Source organism: Bacillus sp. FSL R10-2201, assembly GCF_038008665.1.
GTDB classification, from domain to species: Bacteria; Bacillota; Bacilli; order Bacillales; family Bacillaceae_G; genus Bacillus_A; species Bacillus_A mycoides.
In genome coordinates this window covers 4,400,184-4,422,398 of record NZ_JBBOZP010000001.1, presented here as the reverse complement: position 1 = coordinate 4,422,398, position 22,215 = coordinate 4,400,184, and the positions used below count along the sequence as shown (strand labels likewise).

Genomic DNA, 22,215 nt, shown 5'->3' with positions numbered 1-22,215 from the left:
TTCGAAAAATCGTTGATATAATTTCATATACTGTTGTCCTGTTCCAAAATGTTTTGTGAAACAGCGTCAAGTTGCATTTGATAAATAAAAAACCCTCGAATTATGGAAATTCCATAATTCGAGGGTTTTTTGATTACTATAAAAACGTTCTCTGTACTTTTTCCCAGAAAGAGTTGTTTTTTAATTTAACAGTTTTAATTTGTTTATCGCTTAAACGAACAACGGCTTTTTCCACTTGTTTAATGCTAAGTGCTTCGTTATCCATTCCGATAACAGGATAATCATTTCCATCTGGTTTAAGTGTTAAAGTTAACGTACGCTCGTGATTTAAAAGGAACGGTGACCCGAGTGTACGGTATGTGTTGTTATTTAAAGATGCTAGTTCGCTTACTTGGAAACATGGGATAAGTGGATCGACAACTGCACCATGTAATGATTTATTGTAAGCGGTACTTCCTGTTGGTGTGGAGATAACTAATCCATCACCTCTAAAGGTTTCGAAATGTAAATTGTCGACGTGTACATCTACGACAAATGTTTTAATGATACTAGAGCGTAATGTGAATTCATTTAAACAATGGAAAGATGTACCGTGATCTACATCTACTTTAATTGTTGGATATTTTCGCACTTCAATTTCGTTTTTTGTAATTTCTTGAAGGGCTGTATCAACGTGATCGATGTGGAAATCGCAGTAGAAAGAAATTTCATCTTTCGTAGAAATACCTGCGTATAAGCAATCTTCTCTAAAGCCGGTTTTACGAACGGCTTGTAAGAAAGTCCCATCATCTCCAACGCTGACGATAGCGTTTGCATTTTTTGGATGATCTAATATGGTAAATCCATTCTCCTCTAAAATACGATATACTGGTTTCATTTTTTCAACGAGCGTTACTTTGTCATCACCATAAAAGAAAAATAAATTGCGACGATTTGCCATTATGTATCCCTCCACTGCAGTTAAATTTTCTAGTCTTAGTGCTACATATCGTCAGAGTATGTTTCTGGATGATATGTTCAAATAGTATATTTCGATATAAATTGTCAAAATTCCTTTTTATTTTTAGAAAAATTTTTATATTCAATTTTATCAAAGTCTGTTTAATGATGAATAAACTTGTCGATAATGGGTATGGAGTGAAAGGATGGTACGAATGAAGTGGCTCGTAATTGGAATGATAATTCTTCTACTTTTTATTTTGCTTATACTATTATCGAAAATATCGCTTAAGGTGACGTTTTTATATTCAGAAATGGAAAAACAATGTTTGTTTCAAGTGAAAATATGGATGATTCGATATACGTTTGATGTATTGGAAAGAATTGAAAAACAGCAGAAGAAGACAGGACAAAAAATTAAAAAAGCTGAAGAGGACGGCGGAATAGATAATAAAATTATGGCACAACTCGATAGTATAGGGGAACTGATAAAAAAGCTTCAAGACGTTCATACTATTGTTAAAGATTTTCTCAAAAGAGTGAAAATCAATGGTTGGAAATGGCATACGCAAATTGGAGCAGGCGACGCGGCTAGTACTGGAATTGTCACTGGATATGCATGGGGGACAAAAGGAATGGCTGCTGGAGTTGTAGGACAATATATGCATATTGTCGACGTACCAGAATTTGAAATTACTCCTGTTTTTCAAGGAAAGGGATTTGCATCAAGATGCGAGTTAACAGCATCTTTTCGTATATTCCGTACTGTAAAAACAGCGATAAAATTACTCATGTTTATGAGAAAGCAAAAATCTGGTATGACAGAAAAATCTGTTCAAGCATAGGGGGGATATAGAATGGACCATCCAATTCAAGGTTTAATGACAACCGCAATGCAGCATTTAAAACAAATGACTGATGTAAATACAATTGTTGGTGACCCAATTAAAGCGGCAGATGGAAGTGTAATTCTTACAGTTTCGAAAGTCAGTTTTGGATTTGCTGCTGGTGGAAGTGAATTTGGTAAAGTAGAACATTCAGGCCGTCATCCATTTGGCGGGGGAAGTGGTGGAGGAGTTTCTATTAATCCTGTTGCCTTTCTTGTTATAAATGGAGAAGGTGTGAAAGTATTACACTTAGATAAGCAAACACACGTCATCGATAAAATAATTGAATTAGCGCCACAAGCTGTTGATAAAGTGAAAGAAATGATGGATAAACGAAAAGAAGATGATCCTGAATTTCAAATTTAACGAATAAAGAAGCTGATCAGTGGATTAGCTTCTTTAATTTTTTTGTAAATAAAGCGATTTTATTTGCATTATCGATAGGGACAAACTATCATTTACATTGTACATATTTTGTTTAAAATAAGGGAGGATTTTTAAGTGGCAAATGTAACTTTTAAAGGTAACCCAATGACTTTAGTTGGAACAGAAGTTAAAGTTGGCGATCAAGCGCCTAACTTCCAAGTATTAGCAAATGACTTATCTCCAGTAAGTTTAGAAACATACAAAGGTGAAGTGAAATTAATTAGTGTTGTACCTTCAATCGACACAGGTGTATGTGATGCACAAACTCGTCGTTTTAACGAAGATGCAGCAGGTATTGAAAACGCGAAAGTATTAACAATTAGCGCTGATTTACCATTCGCTCAAAAACGCTGGTGTGCAGCAAACGGTTTAGAAAATGTTGTAACACTTTCTGATCACCGTGACCTTTCATTCGGTGAAGCTTACGGCTTAGTAATGAAAGAACTTCGTTTACTTGCTCGTGCAGTATTCGTAGTAGATAGCAATGACAAAGTAGTTTACGCAGAATACGTAGGCGAAGGTACAAGCCATCCAAACTATGAAGCAGCATTAGAAGCAGCTAAATCTGCGAAGTAATGTAAATGAAGACGACCTCTCATTAAAGTTTTACTTTAGAAGAGGTCGTCTTTTCTCATGTATTGTTAACTGAACCAATATATGAGAAAAGACGTTACATCATAAACAACTTGAAGGGGAGCTCTTTGCAAGAGGTCGCTTTTTCTTTTGGGAAAAATTTAGATTATGGTATGATATAAGTTATGTGTAAAAGAGAGAAGGAGGAATGTACGTGAGTCAGGCAGTAGAAACATTATTTTCTATTTTTGATTCTTCTACGGTAGTTTTACGTAAAGAATTAGATGTAACATATTTAGAGGCGCTTGTAGAAACAGGTGATAACTTGTTTGAAGGAGCGATTTTACAAGAGGAATTATCCGAATCAACAATTGAAAGGTTGAATCGTGAATATAGTACGTTTAATGAAGAAACATATAAAGGGGAAGAAATTCGTAAAGCATTTCAGCTAGCCATTTTAAAAGGAATGAAAGAGGGCGTACAAGCGAATCACGAAATGACGCCAGATGCAGTTGGAATGTTCATGAGCTACTTATTCCATAAATTTATGCAAGGTCAAAAAGAAATTACTGTTTTAGACCCTGCAATTGGAACTGGTAACTTAATGACTACATTGTTTAATAGCGCCAAAGAAGAACTAACAATGAGTGGATTTGGTGTAGAAGTGGATGAGGTGTTAATTAAACTTGCTTTAGTAAATGCAAATTTACAAAAGCATGCAATCGAATTCTTCCACCAAGATGGACTAGCACCACTTTATATTGATCCAGTTGATGCAGTCGTTTCAGATTTACCAATTGGTTATTATCCAAATGAAATTGTTGCAAGTGAATATACATTAAAAGCAGATGAAGGAATGTCATATGCACATCACTTATTTATTGAACAAAGTGTGAAACATACGAAAGAAGGCGGGTATTTATTCTTCTTAGTACCAAACTTCATTTTTGAAAGTGATCAAGCGCCAAAGCTACATGCATTCATTAAAGAGACATGCTTTATTCAAGGATTATTACAGCTTCCTGTTTCCATGTTTAAAAACGAGAAAAATGCAAAAAGTATATTTGTTCTCCAAAAGAAAGGCCAAGGTGTAACAATGCCGAAACAGGCACTACTAGTGGAATTACCTAAATTCTCTAACATGAAGGCTATGGAGAACATTATGGATCAATTGAATACTTGGTTTGCAACACATAAATAATACGATATATATGTAACAGGGTTAGTAATTAATGTAGTACAGTTTTATAGGATATGTAATGTTTTTTAATATATACAAGATTTAACTGAATTTTTATGAAATCTGTAATATATTTTTTTTCTTGGTGTTATAATTTTTTCACTTGAAATATATGTCGGACGATGTTTAAATTAAAATCGTGAGTATAAAATTTACTAATGATGAAACGTTTTCATAATGAGTGAATTTAATTAGATAAAATCGAGCGGTTTGTGGAATGATCCACACAACTACCAAGAGAAAAAGGGGCGAAAGACTAGATGTCAAAAATCATCGCGATTAACGCAGGAAGCTCTTCCTTAAAGTTCCAATTATTTGAAATGCCAAGTGAAACAGTATTAACAAAAGGTTTAGTAGAACGTATCGGTTTAGAAGATAGTATCTTCACTATTACTGTAGATGGCGAAAAACAAAAAGAAATTACAAACATCCCAGATCATGCAGTAGCAGTTAACATGCTTCTTAAGAAATTAACTGAAAACGGAATCGTAAAATCTCTTGATGAGATTGGCGGTATCGGTCACCGTGTTGTACACGGCGGCGAAAAATTTGCTGATTCTGTTTTAATTGATGCTGAAGTATTAGCTGATATCGAAGAATTAAGCGATTTAGCACCACTTCACAACCCAGCAAACCTTGTTGGTATTAAAGCATTCCAAGAAGTACTACCAAACGTACCAGCAGTAGCAGTATTTGATACAGCATTCCACCAAACAATGCCGGAATCTGCATTCCTATACAGCTTACCATATGAATACTATGAGAAATTTGGCATCCGTAAATACGGTTTCCACGGAACTTCTCATAAATACGTAACAGAGCGTGCGGCTGAATTATTAGGTCGTCCACTTGAAAGCTTAAGCCTACTTTCTTGTCACTTAGGTAACGGTGCAAGTATCGCAGCAGTAGAAGGTGGTAAGTCTATCGATACTTCTATGGGCTTCACTCCACTTGCTGGTGTAACAATGGGTACACGTTCTGGTAACATTGACCCTGCGTTAATTCCATACATCATGGAAAAAACAGGCCAAACTGTAGAAGAAGTAGTTAGCGTATTAAACAAGAAGAGTGGTATGTTAGGTCTTACTGGTTACTCTAGTGACCTACGTGACATCATTGCGAAAGAAGAAGAAGGCGACCACCGTGCGAAAGTAGCACTTGACGTGTTCGTGAGCCGTATCCATAAATACATCGGTTCTTACACAGCTCGTATGAAAGGCGTTGACGCTATCATCTTTACAGCTGGTGTAGGTGAAAACAGTGCAATTATTCGTGAGCGCGTATTAGAAGGCCTTGAGTACATGGGCGTATACTTCGACGTAAAACGCAATAACGTATTCGGTGAAGAAGCATTCATCAGCTTCCCACACTCTCCAGTAAAAATTATCGTAATTCCAACTGACGAAGAAGTTATGATTGCTCGTGACGTATTACGTCTTGGAGATATTGGTTAATATACTATATGAAAAAAAGACGAGATCCTATAGGATCTCGTCTTTTTTCTTTTGGATATATTTCAAAATTCCATCCGGATATAGTAATTTTTCTTTTTGAATGAATGCAGTGAGGGAAATCCATTTTGCATATGACAGTGTTTGTTCATCTGATATATTCAGTATTTCCATTTCATATAGTGACATGTCTAATAAGCGTAAAGAATATAGCTGAATGATTTCATGACCAATTTCTCCATCTAGATGAAAGATGTTTTCTAAGCAGCCTAAATAATTGGTGATTTCCACTTCTGTGTGAAGCTCTTCTTGAAATTCGCGAATAACAGTATGTGCTGATTTTTCACCAAGTTCAATTGATCCGCCAAGAGGTCGGTAATATGTTTCATCGCCTGTATGATATTCTTGTACGAGAAGGCGACCGTGATGTATAGCGATGCCAAAAGCTTTTGCACGTGGATACATATATAATCACTCCTTATTTATTTTGTATAAGGATGATTATAAGGCAGGGTGTGATAAAAGGTGACGTGTATTTAAGCGTTTGGCCGAATTGTGATGCCATTAAATAAGTCATTCCAAAATGCTTCATTGTACTGGTATATATCCATCACTGGGCATTTTATAACACAAATATTTTGTAATCCCCAATCTTCTTGGGCGATAGTTGGTACATCTTCAGGAATGAGTAATAGGACAGAGAATGTATGTTTAACTATTTGAGATAAAATTTGTTCCAAGGAACGTGCTTCTTCGTATGTTCCTCCCGTTCGAATAAACAATGTGGATTCTGCCGTTTCGATTGTAGTTAGAAAACGATTAATTCGATGCTCATAGTTTAACTTAATTTCTGTATAAGAAGGCCAGGATGTTGGTGTGTTTACATCTGTTTTAAAGTCGTGACAGGAGTCGATTTCATATAGGTTGTCACGGAGTCTTAATTTCGCATCATCATCCCAAAATGAGATGAAGGATAAGTTTTCGAACTGTAAAAAACGGTCAAATCGATTTTGTAATAATAAATTCACTTTTTCTAATGAAGGGCTTAGCATAAAATCGATAACACCAAAAAATGGTGATAATTCGAATTGATATAAAGCCCAAGCAGGCCAGCAGTTTTGTCCTAAGCTGAATACTGCATTATATTCTTTTTTTATATTGGATAGATTCATGTGATTCATCTCATCCTTTTTGCTAATATTTTATGTCACTAAAAAATGGTATGTGAATAAAGATAGACAAGCATATTTGCAAAGAAGAAGCAGAAATATGTTACAATAGAAAAAAATCGAACGAGGTGGTTGTTACGATGCGATCGAAGCGAGAACAAGCCATTTTAGACAATATAAAAGAGTGGGAAGGGCAATTAGTAGAGCAAGAAGCGACCGATTTTCAAAAGATGTTTGATAAGTGGTTGCATACGACAATTGCGAAACTGCCTGAGAAAAAACGAAAAGACTTTTTTACGAAAGCAGATGGATGGCTCTTTCATTTGCATGCGCTTATTCAAAGTTCACAATCACAGCTAGATGCACGTAATCGTATTTTAGGAACGTCGAGATTATTTGATGAATCGATTGAGCAACTTGAAGATTTGAAGGCGTTATCTATTGATCAATTAACATACATAGCAGAGCAGCAAACAGCACGTCATCGTCTATATTCATTCGTACAAGGCGGAGCAACAGGTGCTGGTGGTTTATTATTATTAACGGCTGATTTTCCGGTTATGATTGCGTTAAATGTGAAGGCTGTCCAACTTGTGGCGACATCATTTGGGCATGATGTGAACAAGCCGTATGAAATGATGCTTGCGTTAAAGGTATTCCATGCAGCATTATTGCCGGCGAGACTTCAGCAATATGCATGGTACAATTTACTGAGAGAACTCGAACAAGAGGATTCATTCTTCTATGAAGGAGACGAAGCAGTATTAAAGCCAGCTTCTACTGAGGTTGTGTTAAAACAAATTTTGAAGACGTTTTCGATTTATGCTCTTCGTCGTAAAGTATTCCAAGGCATTCCTGTACTCGGAATGGCGATTGGCTCTACAGTGAACTATCGCTTAACGAGGAATGTTACTGAATTTGCAAATAAGTTTTATCAAGTACGCTACATATTAGAAAAAGAAAAGAGAGCATGAAAAAAAGCGAGAGGCCGAAGCCTTTCGCTTTTTAGTTTGTCGCATGTTTTTTGGATATTGGAATAGAAACGGGTTGCTTTGCTGCTTTCTTTTCTGTTTTTGGATAGTAAATTAAATCCAATGTTTTTGCCTGTACGGCAATCGAAAGAATAGTAAAAGCAATTTCTGTCCAATTTAAATAATATAATGAAAGCGCAAGAACAATCGCGTCAAAGACGAAGAAAATTTGCCCAATTGTAAACCGAGTTCGTTTACTTAATATAATTGTTAAAATATCGTCTCCACCGGTTGCACCGCCAAATCGCAATATAAAACCGAGTCCAATACCAGCTAACGCACCGCCAACTACTGCAGCTACAAATAAATTATTTGATAAATCTACCGTAAAAGGAGAATAATTTTCCATAAGGGAATAAAATACTCCAAATGAAAGTGAACCTAAGAATGAATAGCCAACCATTTTTCTACCTAAAAATGAAGCACATAGTAAAATAATAGGGATATCCATTACTACAGTTGAAATAGATGGTGAAATATCATAAAAATTTTGGATAAATAGTGCAATACCTACAAAGCCACCTTCTGTTAAGTGGTTTTGGAAGTGAATGTGATATAGCGCTGCTGCTAATATAAATGAACCGATTAAAACCATAAAAACTTCTTTAATAATTTGTCGACTTTGGATGTTCCTCATCGTTATTCCTTCTTTCCGTAGTTAGTAGTCCTTTTGGTGTTGTAAACTAACTACGAGCTCACATGTAGCTTTCAGTTAGTTTACGAAAAAAACTAACTACGCTATATGTCGCTGAAGAAATAACGAATAATCCTCTCGTCCATCAATTCTCCCTACCTTCGTTTTAGTTTAAGTCTTAAAGCGACTAAACAAAACGGGGAGTAGGATTCTTCATTTAGCAATCCTGCTCTTCTTTGTTTTGTTTAGCTAGTAACAATTAAGTCCTAAACAAAACGCTATGTGTAAGAAGAGTCTTTTTTTTGCCAAATTATCCTTCGGGCAATCATAATTTCCCCACTCTCGTATTTTTTTCGCTAGACTAAAGTATCTGAGCTAAAAAATACGCTACGTGTATGATTCGTCAATACGATGCCACATGCTCCTTCGAGCGATCATGATATCAAAATCCCTTCCTTCAAGATTTATATTATTATATCATACTTTCAAAAAATACATGCGGATGGAAACCGACAATAACCGGAGGGAATCTACAAAAAATGTTATGTTTAAATATTTTTGTAGAAAAGCCTAAGTTATTTCGTAGAACTGGACAACTTTTAGAAGTTTGTCCAATAAGTAAGAAAAGAAGGGTTTTTATTCAATTGTATTGTTCTCATCACTTTTATCTTTAAAAAATGCATCCCAGCTAATGATACTTAAAAAAGTTAAAGCGATAATAATGAAAGCTCGCATAAGTTTGAGACCTCCTTTTGTACATAGTATATGAATAATTTGTTTCGGAATGTGTCATTTTTTTACAAGCTCTAACTATTATGAGAGTATATTAATATAGATAGATGAGGGGGAGAATGGAGATATGCTAAAAGACATGTTTAAAAGAAAAGAATTAAAATGCGTTTTATGTCAGAAAAAGATTGAATATGAAGAAGAGCTAGTTGCTTTTGTGAAGTTGCCGAAAGAAAGAAGTGTATTAGTAGGCCCGTTTGATGTATGTTTAGCAAAAACGGCGCAAGAAATATATTGCAGAGCTTGTTACGACAAAAAAGCATGACCCGAATTAATTGAGGGGCATGCTTTTTTCATTGGTGTGCTTTTCCCTCAGATACGTTTTGGGTTAGACGATACCAAAGCCAAAGATCGTTAATAATTGAAGCAAGATCGGCAATTTCTGAATTTAGCTTGCAAGAAATTTCGAAGTCTTCTTCGTTATTTAAGTGGTGTTGTTTAGCGTTAATATGGTGCTCAAGTTCCTTTATGCGATCAGGTATTTTTCCGCGAACTTGCTCCCATTTTAATAAAATTGAATGCTGCGCTTGTTCAGAGATGTCTTCCCATTTTTTTTGTATGTTCGGTACTTCAATTCCTAGATGTTCATTGTATATAAAATACTTTTTCATAGACACCCCTCCATTTTCCTTCCTCTATTTTACATAAAAAAAGAAAGAAGTTCGACGAAATTGTTTGAAAAAAATTTATAAATTCCCCTTGATTCATTTTATGAAAGGTGATAAAGTTTGGATTATTATAAGAAAAGATGAATATTTATTCTTTAGGGGGATGCAAAATGGAGAAGAAAAAAGTTGTATTAGCATATTCCGGAGGTCTTGATACTTCCGTTGCAATTAAATGGTTACAAGAGAAGAATTATGATATTATCGCGCTTTGCTTAGATCTAGGAGAAGGTAAAGACTTAGCGTTTGTAAAAGAAAAAGCACTTTCAGTAGGTGCAATTAAATCATATATGATTGATGTTCAAGAAGAATATGCGAATGAATATGCATTGATAGCGATGCAAGCTCACACGTTATACGAAGGGAAATATCCTCTTGTCTCTGCATTATCTCGTCCGCTTATTGCAAAAAAATTAGTAGAAATTGCAGAGCAGGAAGGCGCAAGTGCAGTTGCACATGGATGTACAGGGAAAGGGAATGACCAAGTTCGTTTTGAAGTTTCTATTCAAGCGTTGAATCCATATTTAGAAGTTATTGCGCCTGTACGTGAATGGAAATGGTCACGTGAAGAAGAAATTGCATATGCAAAAGAAAATGATATACCGATTCCAATTAATTTAGATAGCCCGTTTTCAATCGATCAAAACTTATGGGGACGCAGCAACGAATGTGGAATTTTAGAAGATCCATGGGCAGCGCCGCCAGAAGAAGCATACGAGATGACATTAGCATTAGAAGATACACCGAATAAACCAGAGTTTGTAGAAATCGGATTTGAAGCAGGGGTACCGACGACTTTAAACGGCACTGCATATTCACTTTCAGAACTAATTAAAACGTTAAATGCCTTAGCTGGAAAACATGGCGTTGGACGTATCGACCATGTAGAAAATCGCCTTGTCGGTATTAAATCTCGTGAAGTATATGAATGCCCAGCAGCAATGACATTAATAACAGCGCATAAAGAACTTGAAGATTTAACACTTGTGAAAGAGGTCGCTCATTTCAAACCGATGATTGAGCAAAAACTAACAGAATTAATTTATAACGGTTTATGGTTCTCACCTTTAAAACAAGCGCTCAATGCTTTCTTACAAGAAACGCAAAAAAATGTAACAGGTACAGTGCGTGTGAAATTATTTAAAGGTCATGCGATTGTAGAAGGGCGTAAATCTGAGTACTCTTTATACGATGAAAAATTAGCAACGTATACTGCCCAGGATGAATTTAATCATGATGCAGCAGTTGGATTCATTTCATTATTCGGTTTACCTACGAAAGTATACAGCCAAGTGAATCAAAAGAAGGTGGAAGCGTGAGCAAACTTTGGGGCGGACGTTTTACAGAAGAAGCGGAAGCGTGGGTTGAAGAGTTTGGAGCATCCATCTCCTTTGATCAACAATTAGTAAATCAAGATATAAAAGGGAGTATCGCACATGTAACGATGTTAGCAAAGCAAGGCATTGTTACGAAAGAAGAAGCAGAGAAAATAAAGATAGGGCTTCAATATTTACTAGAGGAAGCGAAAGAAAATAAATTGAATTTCTCAGTTGAGGCTGAGGACATTCATTTAAACATTGAAAAGATGTTAATTGAAAGAATCGGTGAAGTAGGAGGGAAACTTCATACAGGCCGAAGCCGTAACGATCAAGTAGCGACAGATATGCATTTGTATTTAAAAGAAAAAGTAGAAGATATTATAAAAGCTACAAAACAATTGCAAACTGTTCTTGTTCATCAAGCGGAAAATAACATTGAAACAATTATGCCCGGCTATACGCACTTGCAACGTGCACAGCCGATTTCATTTGCGCATCATATTCTTGCTTACTTTTGGATGTTAGAGCGCGATGTGAATCGTTATGAAGATTCGTTAAAGCGTATTAACATTTCACCATTAGGAGCAGGAGCACTAGCTGGTACAACATTCCCGATTGACCGAGAATATAGTGCGGAGCTTCTCGGATTTAATGGAATCTATGAAAATAGTTTAGATGCGGTAAGCGATCGTGATTTCATATTAGAGTTTTTAAGTAACTCATCTATGCTTATGATGCACTTATCACGCTTTTGCGAAGAACTTATTTTATGGAGTAGCCAAGAATTTCAATTTATTGAAATGAGCGATCAATACGCAACAGGAAGCAGTATTATGCCGCAGAAGAAAAATCCGGATATGGCGGAACTGATTCGTGGTAAAACGGGCAGAGTATACGGTAATTTATTCAGTTTACTTACAGTAATGAAAGGATTGCCGCTCGCTTACAATAAAGACTTACAAGAAGATAAAGAAGGAATGTTTGATACAGTGAAAACAGTAGAAGGATGCCTTCATATTATGGCAGGCATGCTTGAAACGATGACTGTAAACAAAGAAAAAATGGGGCAAGCTGTGACGCAAGACTTCTCTAACGCAACAGAAATTGCCGACTATTTAGCAAGCAAGGGACTGCCGTTCCGTCAAGCTCATGAAATTGTCGGGAAACTAGTTCTTCATTGTACGCAAAAAGGAATCTATTTATTAGATGTACCACTTGAAACGTATAAAGAAATGAGTCCGTTATTTGAAGAAGATTTATATGAAGTTCTTTCACCTTATGCAGCTGTAAAGCGCCGTAACAGTGCTGGCGGGACAGGATTTGAGCAGATTGAAAAGGCTTTGGAGAAAGCGAAGGGGTTAGCAATAGAGTTTGTTGGAAGTTAAATGATATATGATATAGAAGGTAAGGTGCTTTTTTAGAAAGTACCTTACCTTTTTGTATTTAGATTTTTAGGTATGTATCTATCATTTCATAATTATGTTTCATAATCATAAAATGATGCTTCTCATGAATCGCTAATAGTTGAATAGATTGAATAAGGTTAGGGTAGTGAGCAATCGGATCTAAAAATACGATATGTCCTGCAATATTTTCTTCTGTATTTTGAACTAGTTTTTTTATTTCATCTGTTTCACGTGAAAGTAAGTCTTCTAATTCTGTTACATTCATAGAATCATAAACTTTTTTTGAAGGGATTAAAATCCAAGGTGCTTTCATTCCTCTGCCATGCTTCTCCTTGTATTCGGCATAAATGTCATGAATTTCAGTTGCGAATGGGGTGTTTCTTCTTAGTTTGGCATAGGGGATAAGAGTGAAAGAGAATTTAATCGCTACTTTTAGCATCCTTGTAATTAAATATAAGTGATAAAAGTGTTCACCAATAGACCATTTTCCGTCCTCTTTTCTATGCCATAGTTGTTCTTGTGAAAGTGAATGAAGCTCAGGAAGGAACTGGTTTCTTTGCACATGTAATGTGTGAAAATGTTTTGAGATATTTTCAGATTTCATATTCTGGTATCCTCTGCGTTTTTTTCCTAATTATAACATTTTTCGTATAGATGTAATTAAGCCTAGAACAATATGTTCTAGGCTTAAAGCTTCATTGATTAATCATACTTGTGGCGATCTTCTGTAATTCGAATGTATTCAATATCCATTAAATCTCTAAGTAATGCACCGTGACTTAGTTCAACACCATGTTTTTCTTTAAAATGCTCGCGAATCATATCTAACATTTCGATTTCTTTCCCATTCACATCTAAAATAATGCGTTCATAATCATCCATGTAGCATCCTCCTTTTCTAAACACATATATTTTGTCCGTCTATTTCTAAAAAATGTATGTTAACCTAATGTTAGGAAATGAGAAAGGAATGGAAGATGAGACGTATTTATTTTGTAGGGTTAATTTTGTACACGCTAATTGTATTACACGTTGCATTCCCAGAAGTATTTTCATTTGAGAATGTAACAACAATGCATATAGCAATCTTTATCTTTACTTTATTTGTAGTAGATTGCTGTATTTCTGTATGGCTTTCTAGAAAAAAGAAAGTACAAGAAGTAAAAGATAAAAAAGAAATAGAACGGAAAAAGAGAAAACGTTCATTTTGGATGATGACGTATTGTTTTTCTTTAGTGATTGCTGCTGCATTTTTTAGTGAGCATATTCCACTAGAAAGATTGGATATTGAATTTTGGGCAATTATATTTACATGTTATTTTTTCATGCACTTTCTTCCTTATATGAAAGAAAAGCGAGAGAACAAGAGAGTAAGAGAATAGAAGAAGACATAAAGAAACTTGGAGAACACAAGTGGTATTTAAAATCTAAAATCATATATGTTCTTTGTTTTATTACGCCGCCAATTGGTTATTTGTATGTTTTTTTACTTCGCAAAAAAATGACAGAAGATGCAAAACAAACGTACTTAACGGTTGCGACGTTAATGATGGCGTTATGGTCTTTGAAGTTCCTTCCGCCTTATGTGTTGGCAGGTACCGTTGTTGTTGTAGCTTGTCTTGTATTTATAGTGAAGTTTGTGAAATGAAAAACACCAAGCCTATGTGGACTTGGTGTTTTATTTATAAATTAAAGATCACCTTGCTCCTCGTCACCACGAACAACAAGGACATCGCATTTCGCATAGCGAATAATATGTTCAGAGACGCTACCAATTAGGAAACGTTCTACAGCATTTAAACCAGTTGCACCACACATAATTAAATCCACTTTATGGTTTGGAGCGATTTCTTTTGAAATTTTAGATTTAGGATTACCAAATTCTAATACAGTTTCCACTTTTTCAAGACCAGCTTCAAGCGCAGTTTTTTTGTAGTCTTCTAATAAGTCTTCTGCAAATAGATTTGCACGTTCAGCAATTGCGCGGCTATAAGCCTCTACTGCTGAGTATGCTTTTACATCAACGATATGAGCAATTGTTAATGTTGCGTTGTTTCGTTTTGCAACTTGAATTGCTTTTTTAAAGGCTTTTTCTGCTTCTTTAGAACCGTCCACCGCAATTAAAATATTTGTATATGTATTATTCATAGTAAATTCCTCCCAATCATTTTTATTACCGTTTACAACTTTATTATAAAACAAATTTTGGTAATGTGCTTGTTGGAAACGTTACAGAATTTTGAAAACTTTGCCTTAATTCATTTTAGTTGTAATTGAAGCGAGAACTTGTTACATATGGAGTATAGCAATTTAAAAGGAGGCATGTTTGTGAGACACGCGCTCATTACAGCCGGTACGAAAGGTTTAGGAAAGCAAGTAACAGAAAAGTTATTGGCTAAAGGATATTCAGTAACAGTAACATATCATAGCGATACAAGTGCTATGGAAACAATGAAAGAAACATATAAAAATATGGAAGAACGTCTACAGTTCGTGCAAGCTGATGTCACGAAAAAGGAAGATTTACATAAAATAGTAGAAGAAGCGATGAGCCGTTTTGGCAAAATTGACTTCTTAATTAATAATGCTGGTCCTTACGTATTTGAAAGGAAAAAATTAGTCGATTACGAAGAAGACGAATGGAATGAAATGATCCAGGGTAATTTAACAGCGGTGTTTCATTTATTAAAACTTGTCGTACCGATTATGAGAAACCAGCAATTTGGCCGTATTATTAACTATGGATTTCAAGGGGCAGATAGCGCGCCTGGATGGATTTATCGTTCAGCCTTTGCAGCTGCGAAAGTCGGACTTGTTTCTTTAACGAAAACAGTCGCATACGAAGAAGCTGAATACGGTATTACTGCGAATATGGTATGTCCTGGTGATATAATTGGTGAAATGAAAGAGGCAACGATTGAAGAAGCACGAAATCTGAAAGGTAGTAACACACCAATTGGTAGATCTGGAACAGGGGAAGATATCGCAAGAACCATTTCGTTTTTATGTGAGGACGATTCTGATATGATTACTGGCACGATTATTGAAGTAACAGGCGCTGTTGATGTTATTCATAGACATCGATAGAATTAAATAAAGTGAAGTTTCGAATAATTGGACAGTTTATCCTTTATACTGAAAGGTGCGGATAATACTGTCCTTTAATGTAAGATTAAATCTATCGGAAAACTCGTCTTATTTTTTGTCAAATATTGAGATATTATGTTAAAATATAAGAGCGTAGAAAGCGCTTTAAAAAATGATTCAGGGGTCATTTCATAACTCAAGGGGGAACTAATAATGCGTATCGGTATTCCAACAGAAATTAAAAACAATGAAAACCGCGTGGCAATGACGCCAGCGGGAGCTGTACATTTAGTGCAAAATGGTCATGAAGTTTTTGTTCAAAAAGGAGCAGGTATAGGATCAGGCTTTACAGATGAAGAATACGTACAAGCTGGTGCGAAACTTGTTGAAACTGCTGAAGAAGCATGGAATCAAGATATGGTTATGAAGGTAAAAGAGCCAGTTGCAAGTGAATACGGTTATTTCCGCGAAGGTTTAATTTTATTCACATACTTACATTTAGCTCCAGAGCCAGAATTAACGAAAGCATTAATTGATAACAAAGTCGCATCAATTGCATACGAAACAGTACAATTAGATAATCGTTCATTACCATTACTTGCGCCAATGAGTGAAGTTGCAGGTCGTATGGCTGCGCAAATCGGTGCACAATTCCTTGAGAAAAACAAAGGTGGTAAAGGTATTTTACTTGCAGGCGTTCCAGGGGTGAAACGCGGAAAAGTAACAATTATCGGTGGTGGTCAAGCTGGTACAAACGCAGCGAAGATTGCAGTAGGTTTAGGTGCAGATGTAACAATCATCGACTTAAGTGCAGAACGTCTTCGTCAATTAGATGACATTTTTGGAAACCAAGTAAAAACGTTAATGTCTAACCCGTACAACATTGCAGAAGCTGTAAGAGAATCTGATCTTGTAATCGGTGCGGTATTAATCCCAGGTGCAAAAGCGCCAAAACTTGTAACAGAAGAAATGATTCAATCAATGGAACCAGGTTCTGTCGTTGTAGATATTGCGATTGACCAAGGTGGTATTTTCGAAACAACTGACCGTATTACAACTCATGACAACCCAACTTATGAGAAACATGGTGTTGTTCACTATGCAGTTGCAAATATGCCAGGTGCGGTTCCACGTACATCAACTCTTGCATTAACAAACGTAACAGTACCATATGCAGTACAAATTGCGAACAAGGGCTATAAAGATGCTTGCTTAGGCAACACTGCATTACTAAAAGGTATTAACACATTAGATGGATATGTAACATTCGAAGCAGTTGCAGAAGCTCACGGTTTACAATATGCAGATGCGAAAGAGCTTCTTGAAAAAGCTCCTGCTTTATCATAATAGAAATAAAATAAAGACCTTTCCTTTGTAGGAAGGGTCTTTTTGTTTAAACTAATTATCTAATTTCTTCACAATTTTCAAGCCGAACATCATTGTGAAGAAAAGAATTCCAAACAAGTAATACAGGGCATACTCTACTCGTATCGTCGAATTTTCGTTAGTGATATATAAAACAAATAGTATCGCAGAGCCAATTAAATGAGAAAGACCGAAAATTTGCGCCATAAATTTTAAGCCCATTTTTTCAATTCTTTCATCTGTCTCAGGTAATGGGTATTTCTCGGACTCTTTCTTTTTGTTCTTAAAGAATATTCGTTTCACTACTAATAGTACCAAGTCTAAGAGTATGTATACGCCAGCGAATAGAAGGACGGAACGAATCTTTTCTTCATCACTACTATTGAAATAAAGAAAAGTCGATCCTAACACTAAAATGGTAAGATGTGAAATGAATTCTTGATTAAAAGTATTTTTCATTCTTTTTCCTCCCCAGTTTTATCTAATTGAAATAAATCTTCTACTTTACAGTTGAAAAACTCACATAATTTCAATGCTAATTCTAAACTTGGGTTGTATTTATTCTTCTCGATAGCGATGAGGGATTGTCTAGTGATTTGAACAGAGGAGGCTAATTGCTCTTGGGTGATGTCTCTAACGACGCGGAATTGTTTCACTTTATTTTTAATCAAATACACAAAGTCTCCTTTTTGTAAATTTATTACATTTATAATATCCATTTATAGGTAAAAAGTAAATAAAACTTTACAAAAAGTAAATAAAACTTTACGTGAAATATAGCTTGTTATAATGTTATTTTTTGTGATAATTTGGAATTAAGTGAAAAATGAAAGTCAAAAGAGGAGATTCAATGGGAAGCAAAAAGAGGAAGCAAAAACAAGCTAAAAGACAAAAGTACATAAAGAAAAAACAGGAACAGAACATACCTTTTTCACAAAAAGTAGTCATTATGATAGAAAAAACATTTCGGTATATTTGTATGGCTCTGTATGTAATTTTGTGTATGTATTCATTTGGAGTGTTTTACAGTTTTGAGATAACTCCTAATATTATTGAGAGTATTTTAGTATTTATCCTTGTTGCAATAGAATTAGTCTTATTCGTTATATTTTTTGATACAGTATGGCCTAGTCATGAAAGTAAGAGTGATAGGAAAAGAAAAAAGAGAAAAAACTCTTCCTATGCTTCAAGCTCATCAAGTGGATTTGGTGACTATAGTAGCAACGATTGTAGCAGCTCAAGTGATGGTGGAGGTGACTGCGGAGGCGGTGGCGACTAAGTTAGTTTTTTCAGAAGAACGACTAATGAAAGGATGGGACGAAAGATGGAAACTGTGAACTTAATAGAATTAACAAAGGGTATTCAAGATCAACACAAAAACTTTGTTGTTTCAAATATAAATAATCATTGCTTACGAATCGCCGTATTTACTGGTGAATATGATTGGCACTATCATTCTAATTCGGACGAATTATTCATTGTATTAGAGGGAGAATTACTTATTGATTTTCAAGATGGGGAGACAGCAATTTTAAAACCGAACGATTCCATCTTAATTCCAGCATGCACAATTCATAGAACGAGAGCATTAAGGAGAACGGTAAATCTTTGTTTTGAAAATATAGAGGCTGATACGATTAAAGTGGAGCAATTATGAAAAAATTATCTGTAGCCCAGTATAGAAAAATCCTTCCGATTTTAGAAGGTCATACAAGGACAACAACCTTTGCTCATGCGGTATGTGATCAAATTATAGATGGTGAAGTTTTTGCAAACGAGAAGTTAACAGCAGGACTAATTCGTACAGCTAATGGTATCTATTATTTATTTGGTGATACGGATGATCAAAATTATAACGAATATTTATTTGCATATTTAAAAATGGCTATTGAAAAAACAGAGAAGAGATTTACATTGTTCACTTCGAGTGACGAGTGGGAAATGATGTTAGAAGAGCGTTTTAGTAATGCATTTCGGAACATCCCACGAATGACATTTCAATTTCAAAGAGAAGTTTTTGAAGATAGAAAAATAGAATTAAATAAAAATACATATGAAATTAAACGTATTGATAAAAGTGATATAGAACGAAGTAATGAATTTACAGAGGATTATTATAAAGAATATTGGGGATCAAAAGAAGTGTTTTTAAATAACGGCTTTGGTTTTTGTATAGAACAAGATGGGATGATTGTAGCCGAATGCGTCTCAATATTTAGAGGGAATGGTTTTGCTGAAATTGATATTGCAACACATGAAGCACATCAAGGGAAAGGGTTAGCTCAAGCTGTCGCAACACGTTTCATTGAACAGTGTATACAAAATCATATTACACCATGCTGGGATTGTTATGTAGACAATATTCCTTCGCAAAAATTAGCTAGTAAATTAAGTTTTCATAATCCAATAGAATATAGTTTGTTTGTACGTAAGAGAACGGGGGAATAAAAATGAATGTGGAGTTAACGAGATTTAAAGTGAAACAAGGTAAAAGTCATCGGGTAGATGAATGGATGCAGCTTCTTAATGGCAATATGAAAGAAGTGCTTTTGACATTAAACGACGAGAAAATGTATGTAGAGACAATTTTCCGGGAAATAAGAGATGGAGAAGAGTACTTATATTGGTATTCTGTGCAAGGAGAAGGCGGGGCTCTTGTCGAAAATTCTCATCATGAAATTGATAAAAAGCATGTAGCGTTTTGGTATGAGTGTATTGATGAAGAAGCACCGTCTGTTGATATGAAAACAGAAGTTGTTATGATTCAAGATGTTGTGAAGGAAGCGATGAAATAATAGAATAGTATTTTGTAAAGATAAACCATCCTCTTTTTTTGTGAAATATATATTATTGGGGATGCTGTAAGATGCGAATTAGTCATAAATATATCACTCTCAATGAAATAGAGATAATCAGAGACTCATTAGATAAATTGCATGAATATCATAACAGTAAATCAAAATATTTTTCTGGTGATTATCCAAGAATGACATTTGAGGAACGTATTGAAGATTATAAAAAAAATTCAAAGTACGGAGAATATAGAATTGAACTATTGATTGAGTTAGAAACAGATAATATATTAGGCTTTTGTATAGCGTATAGTAAAAGCGTAAGTGGGAAGATTGAAGTTTTATTTGTTGATGAAAAATATCGAAGAAACGGATTCGGTTTGAAATTAATGAATAGTGCAGTGGAATGGTTTAAAGAAAAGCAAGTAGATGACATTGAATTAATAGTAGTGTACGGAAATGAAGCTGTATCGTTTTATCAAAAGCTGGGATTTTATCCACGTTCAATTATTATGACAACTAAATCATAAAGATATTATGAGAATATATCTTTTAAATGAGTGGAAGTTTTTATTTCGAAAAAATTGATTTGTATGTTAAAAAATTAAAATATATGTGCTTTTTATTATGAAAATTTTTTTGGATTTGAAGGGAGTTATGCAAAAGTAACAGAAGGTGTGAAAAATGATTTAACAATAAACTCAAAAGAGTTTCTGTACCAAATGAAGTCTTTAGCAAAAAATAGTGAAGGTATACCAAGTGATTATTTTGAACAATATTATAAAGAAATAAAAAACACGAAACCAAAAGACATACCAATATACGGAGTAGTCGTAACTGGAAAAACAGAGGATTTACAAGGTTTACAAGGAGCGCTATATATTAAAGCGGCTGTTAGAGGTGTAACAGTGGAGAAATATTAATTACAGTTAATTAATGTGAATAATCAGAAAATTTATGTTATAATATGGGAAAAGGAGGTTTATATGAGGCAAATACATGGAGCAATTTATATTTACATAACAATGTTTTTCGTGGCGATATCCTATGGATTAGGGCACGTGTATTCGCATCCTATACTAACTTTTTTAAGCGGAGCATGTATGGCGTTTGCGCTTCTTGTCCACCTTTTCTCAGTTTGGATCGTGAAATTTCAAATAAATATTAGTGAGATAGAAGAAGGCACTTTTTAAAGGGCCTTCTTTAATAAAAAGGTAGCGATCACGCTACCTTTTTTATTATTTCACAAATTGTAATTCTTTCGGGAATTTCGTTAAGATTTCTGATCCGTCTTTTGTGATGTAAATATCATCTTCAATACGAACGCCGCCTACGTTTGGTACGTAAATACCTGGCTCGATTGTGAAGACCATACCTTCTTTTAATAGAGACTCATTGCCTTCTTTTACATCTGGATATTCGTGTACGCTAATTCCAAGTCCGTGACCAAGTCGGTGTGGGAAGAAGTCTCCATAACCTGCATCTGCGATAACAGAGCGAGCGGCGTTGTCAATTGCACCAAATGTAACGCCTGGTTTACATGCTTCAACTGCTTGTAGTTGTCCAGCAAGTACAGTGTTGTAAATGCGAGTTTGTTCTTCAGAAAGTTCACCAAATGCTACTGTACGCGTAATGTCAGAGCAATAACCTTCAATGATTACACCTAAATCAAATAGTACGAAATCACCGCGTTTCATTTTGTTTGCACCTGGAATACCGTGTGGAAGAGCAGAGTTCGCACCTGCTAATACCATCGTGTCAAATGACATTTTATGTATGCCTTTTGTTTTTAATTCGTGTTCAATGATTGCTAATACTTCTAGCTCACTACGATTTTCTTTAATTGCATTTACACCAACTTCAACAGCATAATCTGCCATTTTAGCCGCTTCACGCAAAATAGAAAGTTCTTTTTCGTCTTTAATTAAGCGAAGTTCGCGAACTTTCTCTTCAGCTGATTTGAAAGCTGCATTTGGGAATAACTTTGTTAATTCTTCGTAACGTTCTACGTTTAAATGTTCTTTTTCAATTGCAACTGCCTTTGCATCAATACCACGATCTTTAATTGCTTTTGCAATCATATCCCATGGTCTGTCCGTATCAGTAAATCCGATAATCTCATGTGCCCAGCCAGCGTTACGTGCTTGGCCTTCTTCCATTTTAGGACAAATTAAAATAGGCTCTTTTTCTTGGAATACAAACATACCAAGTAGTCTTTCATGTGGTTCACAGTGGAAGTTTGTCATGTAGAAGACGTTCGGTGTAGAAGTTAAGAACGCAGCTTCTACGTTTTTTTCTTTTAGCCATTGCATTAAATTTTCTAATCTAGCATTCATCGATTGGCACCCCCGAGATATTTAATTACAAATATAACTTTACATCGGACGAAAGCGTTATGACAAGTAAATCGATGTTAGAAAAGACAGGGAATTGAGAAATCAT

General features: G+C 35.1%; 28 protein-coding genes and 2 pseudogenes. 19 read left to right on the top strand and 11 right to left on the bottom strand.

Features of this window, described 5'->3' with window-relative positions:
* Positions 1 to 136: 136 nt before the first annotated feature.
* Positions 137 to 940 carry an NAD kinase gene (locus NSQ69_RS22860; RefSeq protein WP_002015552.1) on the bottom strand — a complete coding sequence of 268 codons (804 nt, stop codon included), beginning with the start codon at positions 938 to 940 and terminating at the stop codon, positions 137 to 139.
* Between the two features lie 205 nt (positions 941 to 1,145).
* Between NSQ69_RS22860 and NSQ69_RS22855 the strand changes: the two genes are divergently transcribed.
* From NSQ69_RS22855 to ackA, 5 genes are all read left to right on the top strand, one after another.
* On the top strand, positions 1,146 to 1,784 hold the full coding sequence (locus NSQ69_RS22855; RefSeq protein ID WP_002129404.1) for a DUF2953 domain-containing protein: 639 nt from the start codon (positions 1,146 to 1,148) through the stop codon (positions 1,782 to 1,784).
* A 12-nt stretch (positions 1,785 to 1,796) separates the two neighbouring features.
* Positions 1,797 to 2,192, top strand: a complete 396-nt coding sequence (gene ytfJ, locus NSQ69_RS22850; protein ID WP_000350005.1) for a GerW family sporulation protein — start codon at positions 1,797 to 1,799, stop codon at positions 2,190 to 2,192.
* A 135-nt stretch (positions 2,193 to 2,327) separates the two neighbouring features.
* Positions 2,328 to 2,828, top strand: coding sequence for a thiol peroxidase (tpx, locus tag NSQ69_RS22845; protein WP_002015549.1), 501 nt, complete (start codon positions 2,328 to 2,330; stop codon positions 2,826 to 2,828).
* Positions 2,829 to 3,039: 211 nt separating this feature from the next.
* Positions 3,040 to 4,026, top strand: coding sequence for a class I SAM-dependent methyltransferase (locus NSQ69_RS22840; protein WP_002088985.1), 987 nt, complete (start codon positions 3,040 to 3,042; stop codon positions 4,024 to 4,026).
* Positions 4,027 to 4,325: 299 nt separating this feature from the next.
* Complete coding sequence (gene ackA, locus NSQ69_RS22835; protein ID WP_002129402.1) at positions 4,326 to 5,519, top strand: acetate kinase; 1,194 nt, start codon at positions 4,326 to 4,328, stop codon at positions 5,517 to 5,519.
* A 27-nt stretch (positions 5,520 to 5,546) separates the two neighbouring features.
* Here ackA and NSQ69_RS22830 read toward each other — a convergent pair whose 3' ends face one another.
* The gene (locus NSQ69_RS22830) at positions 5,547 to 5,981 is read right to left on the bottom strand and encodes an NUDIX hydrolase (RefSeq protein ID WP_050001021.1); all 435 of its coding nucleotides are present in this window, start codon (positions 5,979 to 5,981) and stop codon (positions 5,547 to 5,549) included.
* A gap of 71 nt (positions 5,982 to 6,052) precedes the next feature.
* Positions 6,053 to 6,688 (bottom strand): DUF1796 family putative cysteine peptidase, encoded by a 636-nt coding sequence (locus tag NSQ69_RS22825; protein WP_002129398.1) that lies wholly within the window; start codon positions 6,686 to 6,688, stop codon positions 6,053 to 6,055.
* A 137-nt stretch (positions 6,689 to 6,825) separates the two neighbouring features.
* Here NSQ69_RS22825 and NSQ69_RS22820 point away from each other — a divergent pair, with 137 nt between their 5' ends.
* Complete coding sequence (locus NSQ69_RS22820; protein WP_002129397.1) at positions 6,826 to 7,659, top strand: EcsC family protein; 834 nt, start codon at positions 6,826 to 6,828, stop codon at positions 7,657 to 7,659.
* Between the two features lie 31 nt (positions 7,660 to 7,690).
* On the opposite strand, the gene NSQ69_RS22815 is transcribed toward NSQ69_RS22820, so the two are convergent.
* Positions 7,691 to 8,353 (bottom strand): YitT family protein, encoded by a 663-nt coding sequence (locus NSQ69_RS22815; RefSeq protein ID WP_002015542.1) that lies wholly within the window; start codon positions 8,351 to 8,353, stop codon positions 7,691 to 7,693.
* 856 nt (positions 8,354 to 9,209) lie between these two features.
* Between NSQ69_RS22815 and NSQ69_RS22810 the strand changes: the two genes are divergently transcribed.
* Entirely contained in the window at positions 9,210 to 9,404 is a 195-nt protein-coding gene (locus NSQ69_RS22810) for a hypothetical protein (RefSeq protein WP_016120891.1), read from the top strand.
* Positions 9,405 to 9,432: 28 nt separating this feature from the next.
* On the opposite strand, the gene NSQ69_RS22805 is transcribed toward NSQ69_RS22810, so the two are convergent.
* Positions 9,433 to 9,750 carry a hypothetical protein gene (locus NSQ69_RS22805; protein ID WP_002015540.1) on the bottom strand — a complete coding sequence of 106 codons (318 nt, stop codon included), beginning with the start codon at positions 9,748 to 9,750 and terminating at the stop codon, positions 9,433 to 9,435.
* Positions 9,751 to 9,917: 167 nt separating this feature from the next.
* On the opposite strand from NSQ69_RS22805, the gene NSQ69_RS22800 reads away from it, so the two are divergent.
* Together NSQ69_RS22800 and argH are read left to right on the top strand one after the other, a co-directional pair.
* Positions 9,918 to 11,123, top strand: a complete 1,206-nt coding sequence (locus tag NSQ69_RS22800) for an argininosuccinate synthase (protein WP_002129394.1) — start codon at positions 9,918 to 9,920, stop codon at positions 11,121 to 11,123.
* Positions 11,120 to 12,508, top strand: a complete 1,389-nt coding sequence (argH, locus tag NSQ69_RS22795) for an argininosuccinate lyase (RefSeq protein WP_088045196.1) — start codon at positions 11,120 to 11,122, stop codon at positions 12,506 to 12,508. Before NSQ69_RS22800 ends, argH begins: the two co-directional genes overlap by 4 nt.
* 58 nt (positions 12,509 to 12,566) lie before the next feature.
* On the opposite strand, the gene NSQ69_RS22790 is transcribed toward argH, so the two are convergent.
* Both NSQ69_RS22790 and NSQ69_RS22785 read right to left on the bottom strand, forming a co-directional pair.
* The gene (locus tag NSQ69_RS22790; protein WP_016120889.1) at positions 12,567 to 13,133 is read right to left on the bottom strand and encodes a DinB family protein; all 567 of its coding nucleotides are present in this window, start codon (positions 13,131 to 13,133) and stop codon (positions 12,567 to 12,569) included.
* Positions 13,134 to 13,231: 98 nt separating this feature from the next.
* Positions 13,232 to 13,411 carry a hypothetical protein gene (locus NSQ69_RS22785; protein WP_002129390.1) on the bottom strand — a complete coding sequence of 60 codons (180 nt, stop codon included), beginning with the start codon at positions 13,409 to 13,411 and terminating at the stop codon, positions 13,232 to 13,234.
* A 95-nt stretch (positions 13,412 to 13,506) separates the two neighbouring features.
* Between NSQ69_RS22785 and NSQ69_RS22780 the strand changes: the two are divergent.
* A pseudogene (locus tag NSQ69_RS22780) lies at positions 13,507 to 14,177 on the top strand (hypothetical protein).
* 41 nt (positions 14,178 to 14,218) lie between these two features.
* On the opposite strand, the gene NSQ69_RS22775 reads toward NSQ69_RS22780, so the two are convergent.
* Entirely contained in the window at positions 14,219 to 14,677 is a 459-nt protein-coding gene (locus NSQ69_RS22775; protein WP_001066676.1) for a universal stress protein, read from the bottom strand.
* Positions 14,678 to 14,824: 147 nt separating this feature from the next.
* On the opposite strand from NSQ69_RS22775, the gene NSQ69_RS22770 reads away from it, so the two are divergent.
* Positions 14,825 to 15,616, top strand: coding sequence for an SDR family oxidoreductase (locus NSQ69_RS22770; protein WP_002034312.1), 792 nt, complete (start codon positions 14,825 to 14,827; stop codon positions 15,614 to 15,616).
* A 213-nt stretch (positions 15,617 to 15,829) separates the two neighbouring features.
* A complete protein-coding gene (gene ald, locus NSQ69_RS22765; RefSeq protein WP_003191779.1) occupies positions 15,830 to 16,963 on the top strand; it encodes an alanine dehydrogenase in 1,134 nt (377 codons plus the stop codon).
* A gap of 51 nt (positions 16,964 to 17,014) precedes the next feature.
* Here ald and NSQ69_RS22760 read toward each other — a convergent pair whose 3' ends face one another.
* Both NSQ69_RS22760 and NSQ69_RS22755 read right to left on the bottom strand, forming a co-directional pair.
* Positions 17,015 to 17,440 carry a hypothetical protein gene (locus tag NSQ69_RS22760; protein WP_016127532.1) on the bottom strand — a complete coding sequence of 142 codons (426 nt, stop codon included), beginning with the start codon at positions 17,438 to 17,440 and terminating at the stop codon, positions 17,015 to 17,017.
* The gene (locus NSQ69_RS22755; RefSeq protein WP_088045191.1) at positions 17,437 to 17,700 is read right to left on the bottom strand and encodes a helix-turn-helix transcriptional regulator; all 264 of its coding nucleotides are present in this window, start codon (positions 17,698 to 17,700) and stop codon (positions 17,437 to 17,439) included. The genes NSQ69_RS22760 and NSQ69_RS22755 overlap by 4 nt, the downstream gene beginning before the upstream one ends.
* Before the next feature lie 131 nt (positions 17,701 to 17,831).
* On the opposite strand from NSQ69_RS22755, the gene NSQ69_RS22750 reads away from it, so the two are divergent.
* From NSQ69_RS22750 to NSQ69_RS22720, 7 genes and pseudogenes are all read left to right on the top strand, one after another.
* Complete coding sequence (locus NSQ69_RS22750) at positions 17,832 to 18,260, top strand: hypothetical protein (protein ID WP_341099690.1); 429 nt, start codon at positions 17,832 to 17,834, stop codon at positions 18,258 to 18,260.
* 45 nt (positions 18,261 to 18,305) lie between these two features.
* A complete protein-coding gene (locus NSQ69_RS22745) occupies positions 18,306 to 18,638 on the top strand; it encodes a cupin domain-containing protein (protein WP_016127529.1) in 333 nt (110 codons plus the stop codon).
* Positions 18,635 to 19,429, top strand: a complete 795-nt coding sequence (locus NSQ69_RS22740; protein ID WP_088045188.1) for a GNAT family N-acetyltransferase — start codon at positions 18,635 to 18,637, stop codon at positions 19,427 to 19,429. The genes NSQ69_RS22745 and NSQ69_RS22740 overlap by 4 nt, the downstream gene beginning before the upstream one ends.
* Positions 19,430 to 19,431: 2 nt before the next feature.
* The gene (locus tag NSQ69_RS22735; protein WP_002184835.1) at positions 19,432 to 19,776 is read left to right on the top strand and encodes a DUF6176 family protein; all 345 of its coding nucleotides are present in this window, start codon (positions 19,432 to 19,434) and stop codon (positions 19,774 to 19,776) included.
* Positions 19,777 to 19,847: 71 nt separating this feature from the next.
* Entirely contained in the window at positions 19,848 to 20,303 is a 456-nt protein-coding gene (locus tag NSQ69_RS22730; RefSeq protein WP_016120885.1) for a GNAT family N-acetyltransferase, read from the top strand.
* A 102-nt stretch (positions 20,304 to 20,405) separates the two neighbouring features.
* A pseudogene (locus NSQ69_RS22725) lies at positions 20,406 to 20,696 on the top strand (anti sigma factor C-terminal domain-containing protein); the annotation flags it as partial.
* A gap of 63 nt (positions 20,697 to 20,759) precedes the next feature.
* Positions 20,760 to 20,966, top strand: a complete 207-nt coding sequence (locus NSQ69_RS22720) for a hypothetical protein (protein ID WP_002088956.1) — start codon at positions 20,760 to 20,762, stop codon at positions 20,964 to 20,966.
* A gap of 45 nt (positions 20,967 to 21,011) precedes the next feature.
* Here the strand turns inward: NSQ69_RS22720 and pepQ are convergent, their stop codons facing one another.
* On the bottom strand, positions 21,012 to 22,109 hold the full coding sequence (gene pepQ / locus NSQ69_RS22715; protein WP_078203644.1) for a Xaa-Pro dipeptidase: 1,098 nt from the start codon (positions 22,107 to 22,109) through the stop codon (positions 21,012 to 21,014).
* Positions 22,110 to 22,215: the final 106 nt, after the last annotated feature.

Bases quoted from the DNA above. Each gene is read 5' to 3' on its own strand.
- NSQ69_RS22855 (WP_002129404.1), top strand. From the start codon at position 1,146: ATGGTACGAATGAAGTGGCTCGTAATTGGAATGATAATTCTTCTACTT.
- NSQ69_RS22860 (WP_002015552.1), bottom strand. From the start codon at position 940: ATGGCAAATCGTCGCAATTTATTTTTCTTTTATGGTGATGACAAAGTA.
- NSQ69_RS22810 (WP_016120891.1), top strand. From the start codon at position 9,210: ATGCTAAAAGACATGTTTAAAAGAAAAGAATTAAAATGCGTTTTATGT.
- NSQ69_RS22745 (WP_016127529.1), top strand. From the start codon at position 18,306: ATGGAAACTGTGAACTTAATAGAATTAACAAAGGGTATTCAAGATCAA.
- ytfJ (WP_000350005.1), top strand. From the start codon at position 1,797: ATGGACCATCCAATTCAAGGTTTAATGACAACCGCAATGCAGCATTTA.
- NSQ69_RS22830 (WP_050001021.1), bottom strand. From the start codon at position 5,981: ATGTATCCACGTGCAAAAGCTTTTGGCATCGCTATACATCACGGTCGC.
- NSQ69_RS22790 (WP_016120889.1), bottom strand. From the start codon at position 13,133: ATGAAATCTGAAAATATCTCAAAACATTTTCACACATTACATGTGCAA.
- NSQ69_RS22805 (WP_002015540.1), bottom strand. From the start codon at position 9,750: ATGAAAAAGTATTTTATATACAATGAACATCTAGGAATTGAAGTACCG.
- NSQ69_RS22785 (WP_002129390.1), bottom strand. From the start codon at position 13,411: ATGGATGATTATGAACGCATTATTTTAGATGTGAATGGGAAAGAAATC.
- NSQ69_RS22770 (WP_002034312.1), top strand. From the start codon at position 14,825: ATGGAGTATAGCAATTTAAAAGGAGGCATGTTTGTGAGACACGCGCTC.
- pepQ (WP_078203644.1), bottom strand. From the start codon at position 22,109: ATGAATGCTAGATTAGAAAATTTAATGCAATGGCTAAAAGAAAAAAAC.
- NSQ69_RS22755 (WP_088045191.1), bottom strand. From the start codon at position 17,700: ATGGATATTATAAATGTAATAAATTTACAAAAAGGAGACTTTGTGTAT.
- NSQ69_RS22825 (WP_002129398.1), bottom strand. From the start codon at position 6,688: ATGAATCTATCCAATATAAAAAAAGAATATAATGCAGTATTCAGCTTA.
- NSQ69_RS22735 (WP_002184835.1), top strand. From the start codon at position 19,432: ATGAATGTGGAGTTAACGAGATTTAAAGTGAAACAAGGTAAAAGTCAT.
- NSQ69_RS22775 (WP_001066676.1), bottom strand. From the start codon at position 14,677: ATGAATAATACATATACAAATATTTTAATTGCGGTGGACGGTTCTAAA.
- NSQ69_RS22740 (WP_088045188.1), top strand. From the start codon at position 18,635: ATGAAAAAATTATCTGTAGCCCAGTATAGAAAAATCCTTCCGATTTTA.
- NSQ69_RS22730 (WP_016120885.1), top strand. From the start codon at position 19,848: ATGCGAATTAGTCATAAATATATCACTCTCAATGAAATAGAGATAATC.
- NSQ69_RS22760 (WP_016127532.1), bottom strand. From the start codon at position 17,440: ATGAAAAATACTTTTAATCAAGAATTCATTTCACATCTTACCATTTTA.
- NSQ69_RS22800 (WP_002129394.1), top strand. From the start codon at position 9,918: ATGGAGAAGAAAAAAGTTGTATTAGCATATTCCGGAGGTCTTGATACT.
- NSQ69_RS22720 (WP_002088956.1), top strand. From the start codon at position 20,760: ATGAGGCAAATACATGGAGCAATTTATATTTACATAACAATGTTTTTC.
- NSQ69_RS22820 (WP_002129397.1), top strand. From the start codon at position 6,826: ATGCGATCGAAGCGAGAACAAGCCATTTTAGACAATATAAAAGAGTGG.
- ald (WP_003191779.1), top strand. From the start codon at position 15,830: ATGCGTATCGGTATTCCAACAGAAATTAAAAACAATGAAAACCGCGTG.
- NSQ69_RS22815 (WP_002015542.1), bottom strand. From the start codon at position 8,353: ATGAGGAACATCCAAAGTCGACAAATTATTAAAGAAGTTTTTATGGTT.
- NSQ69_RS22750 (WP_341099690.1), top strand. From the start codon at position 17,832: ATGGGAAGCAAAAAGAGGAAGCAAAAACAAGCTAAAAGACAAAAGTAC.
- ackA (WP_002129402.1), top strand. From the start codon at position 4,326: ATGTCAAAAATCATCGCGATTAACGCAGGAAGCTCTTCCTTAAAGTTC.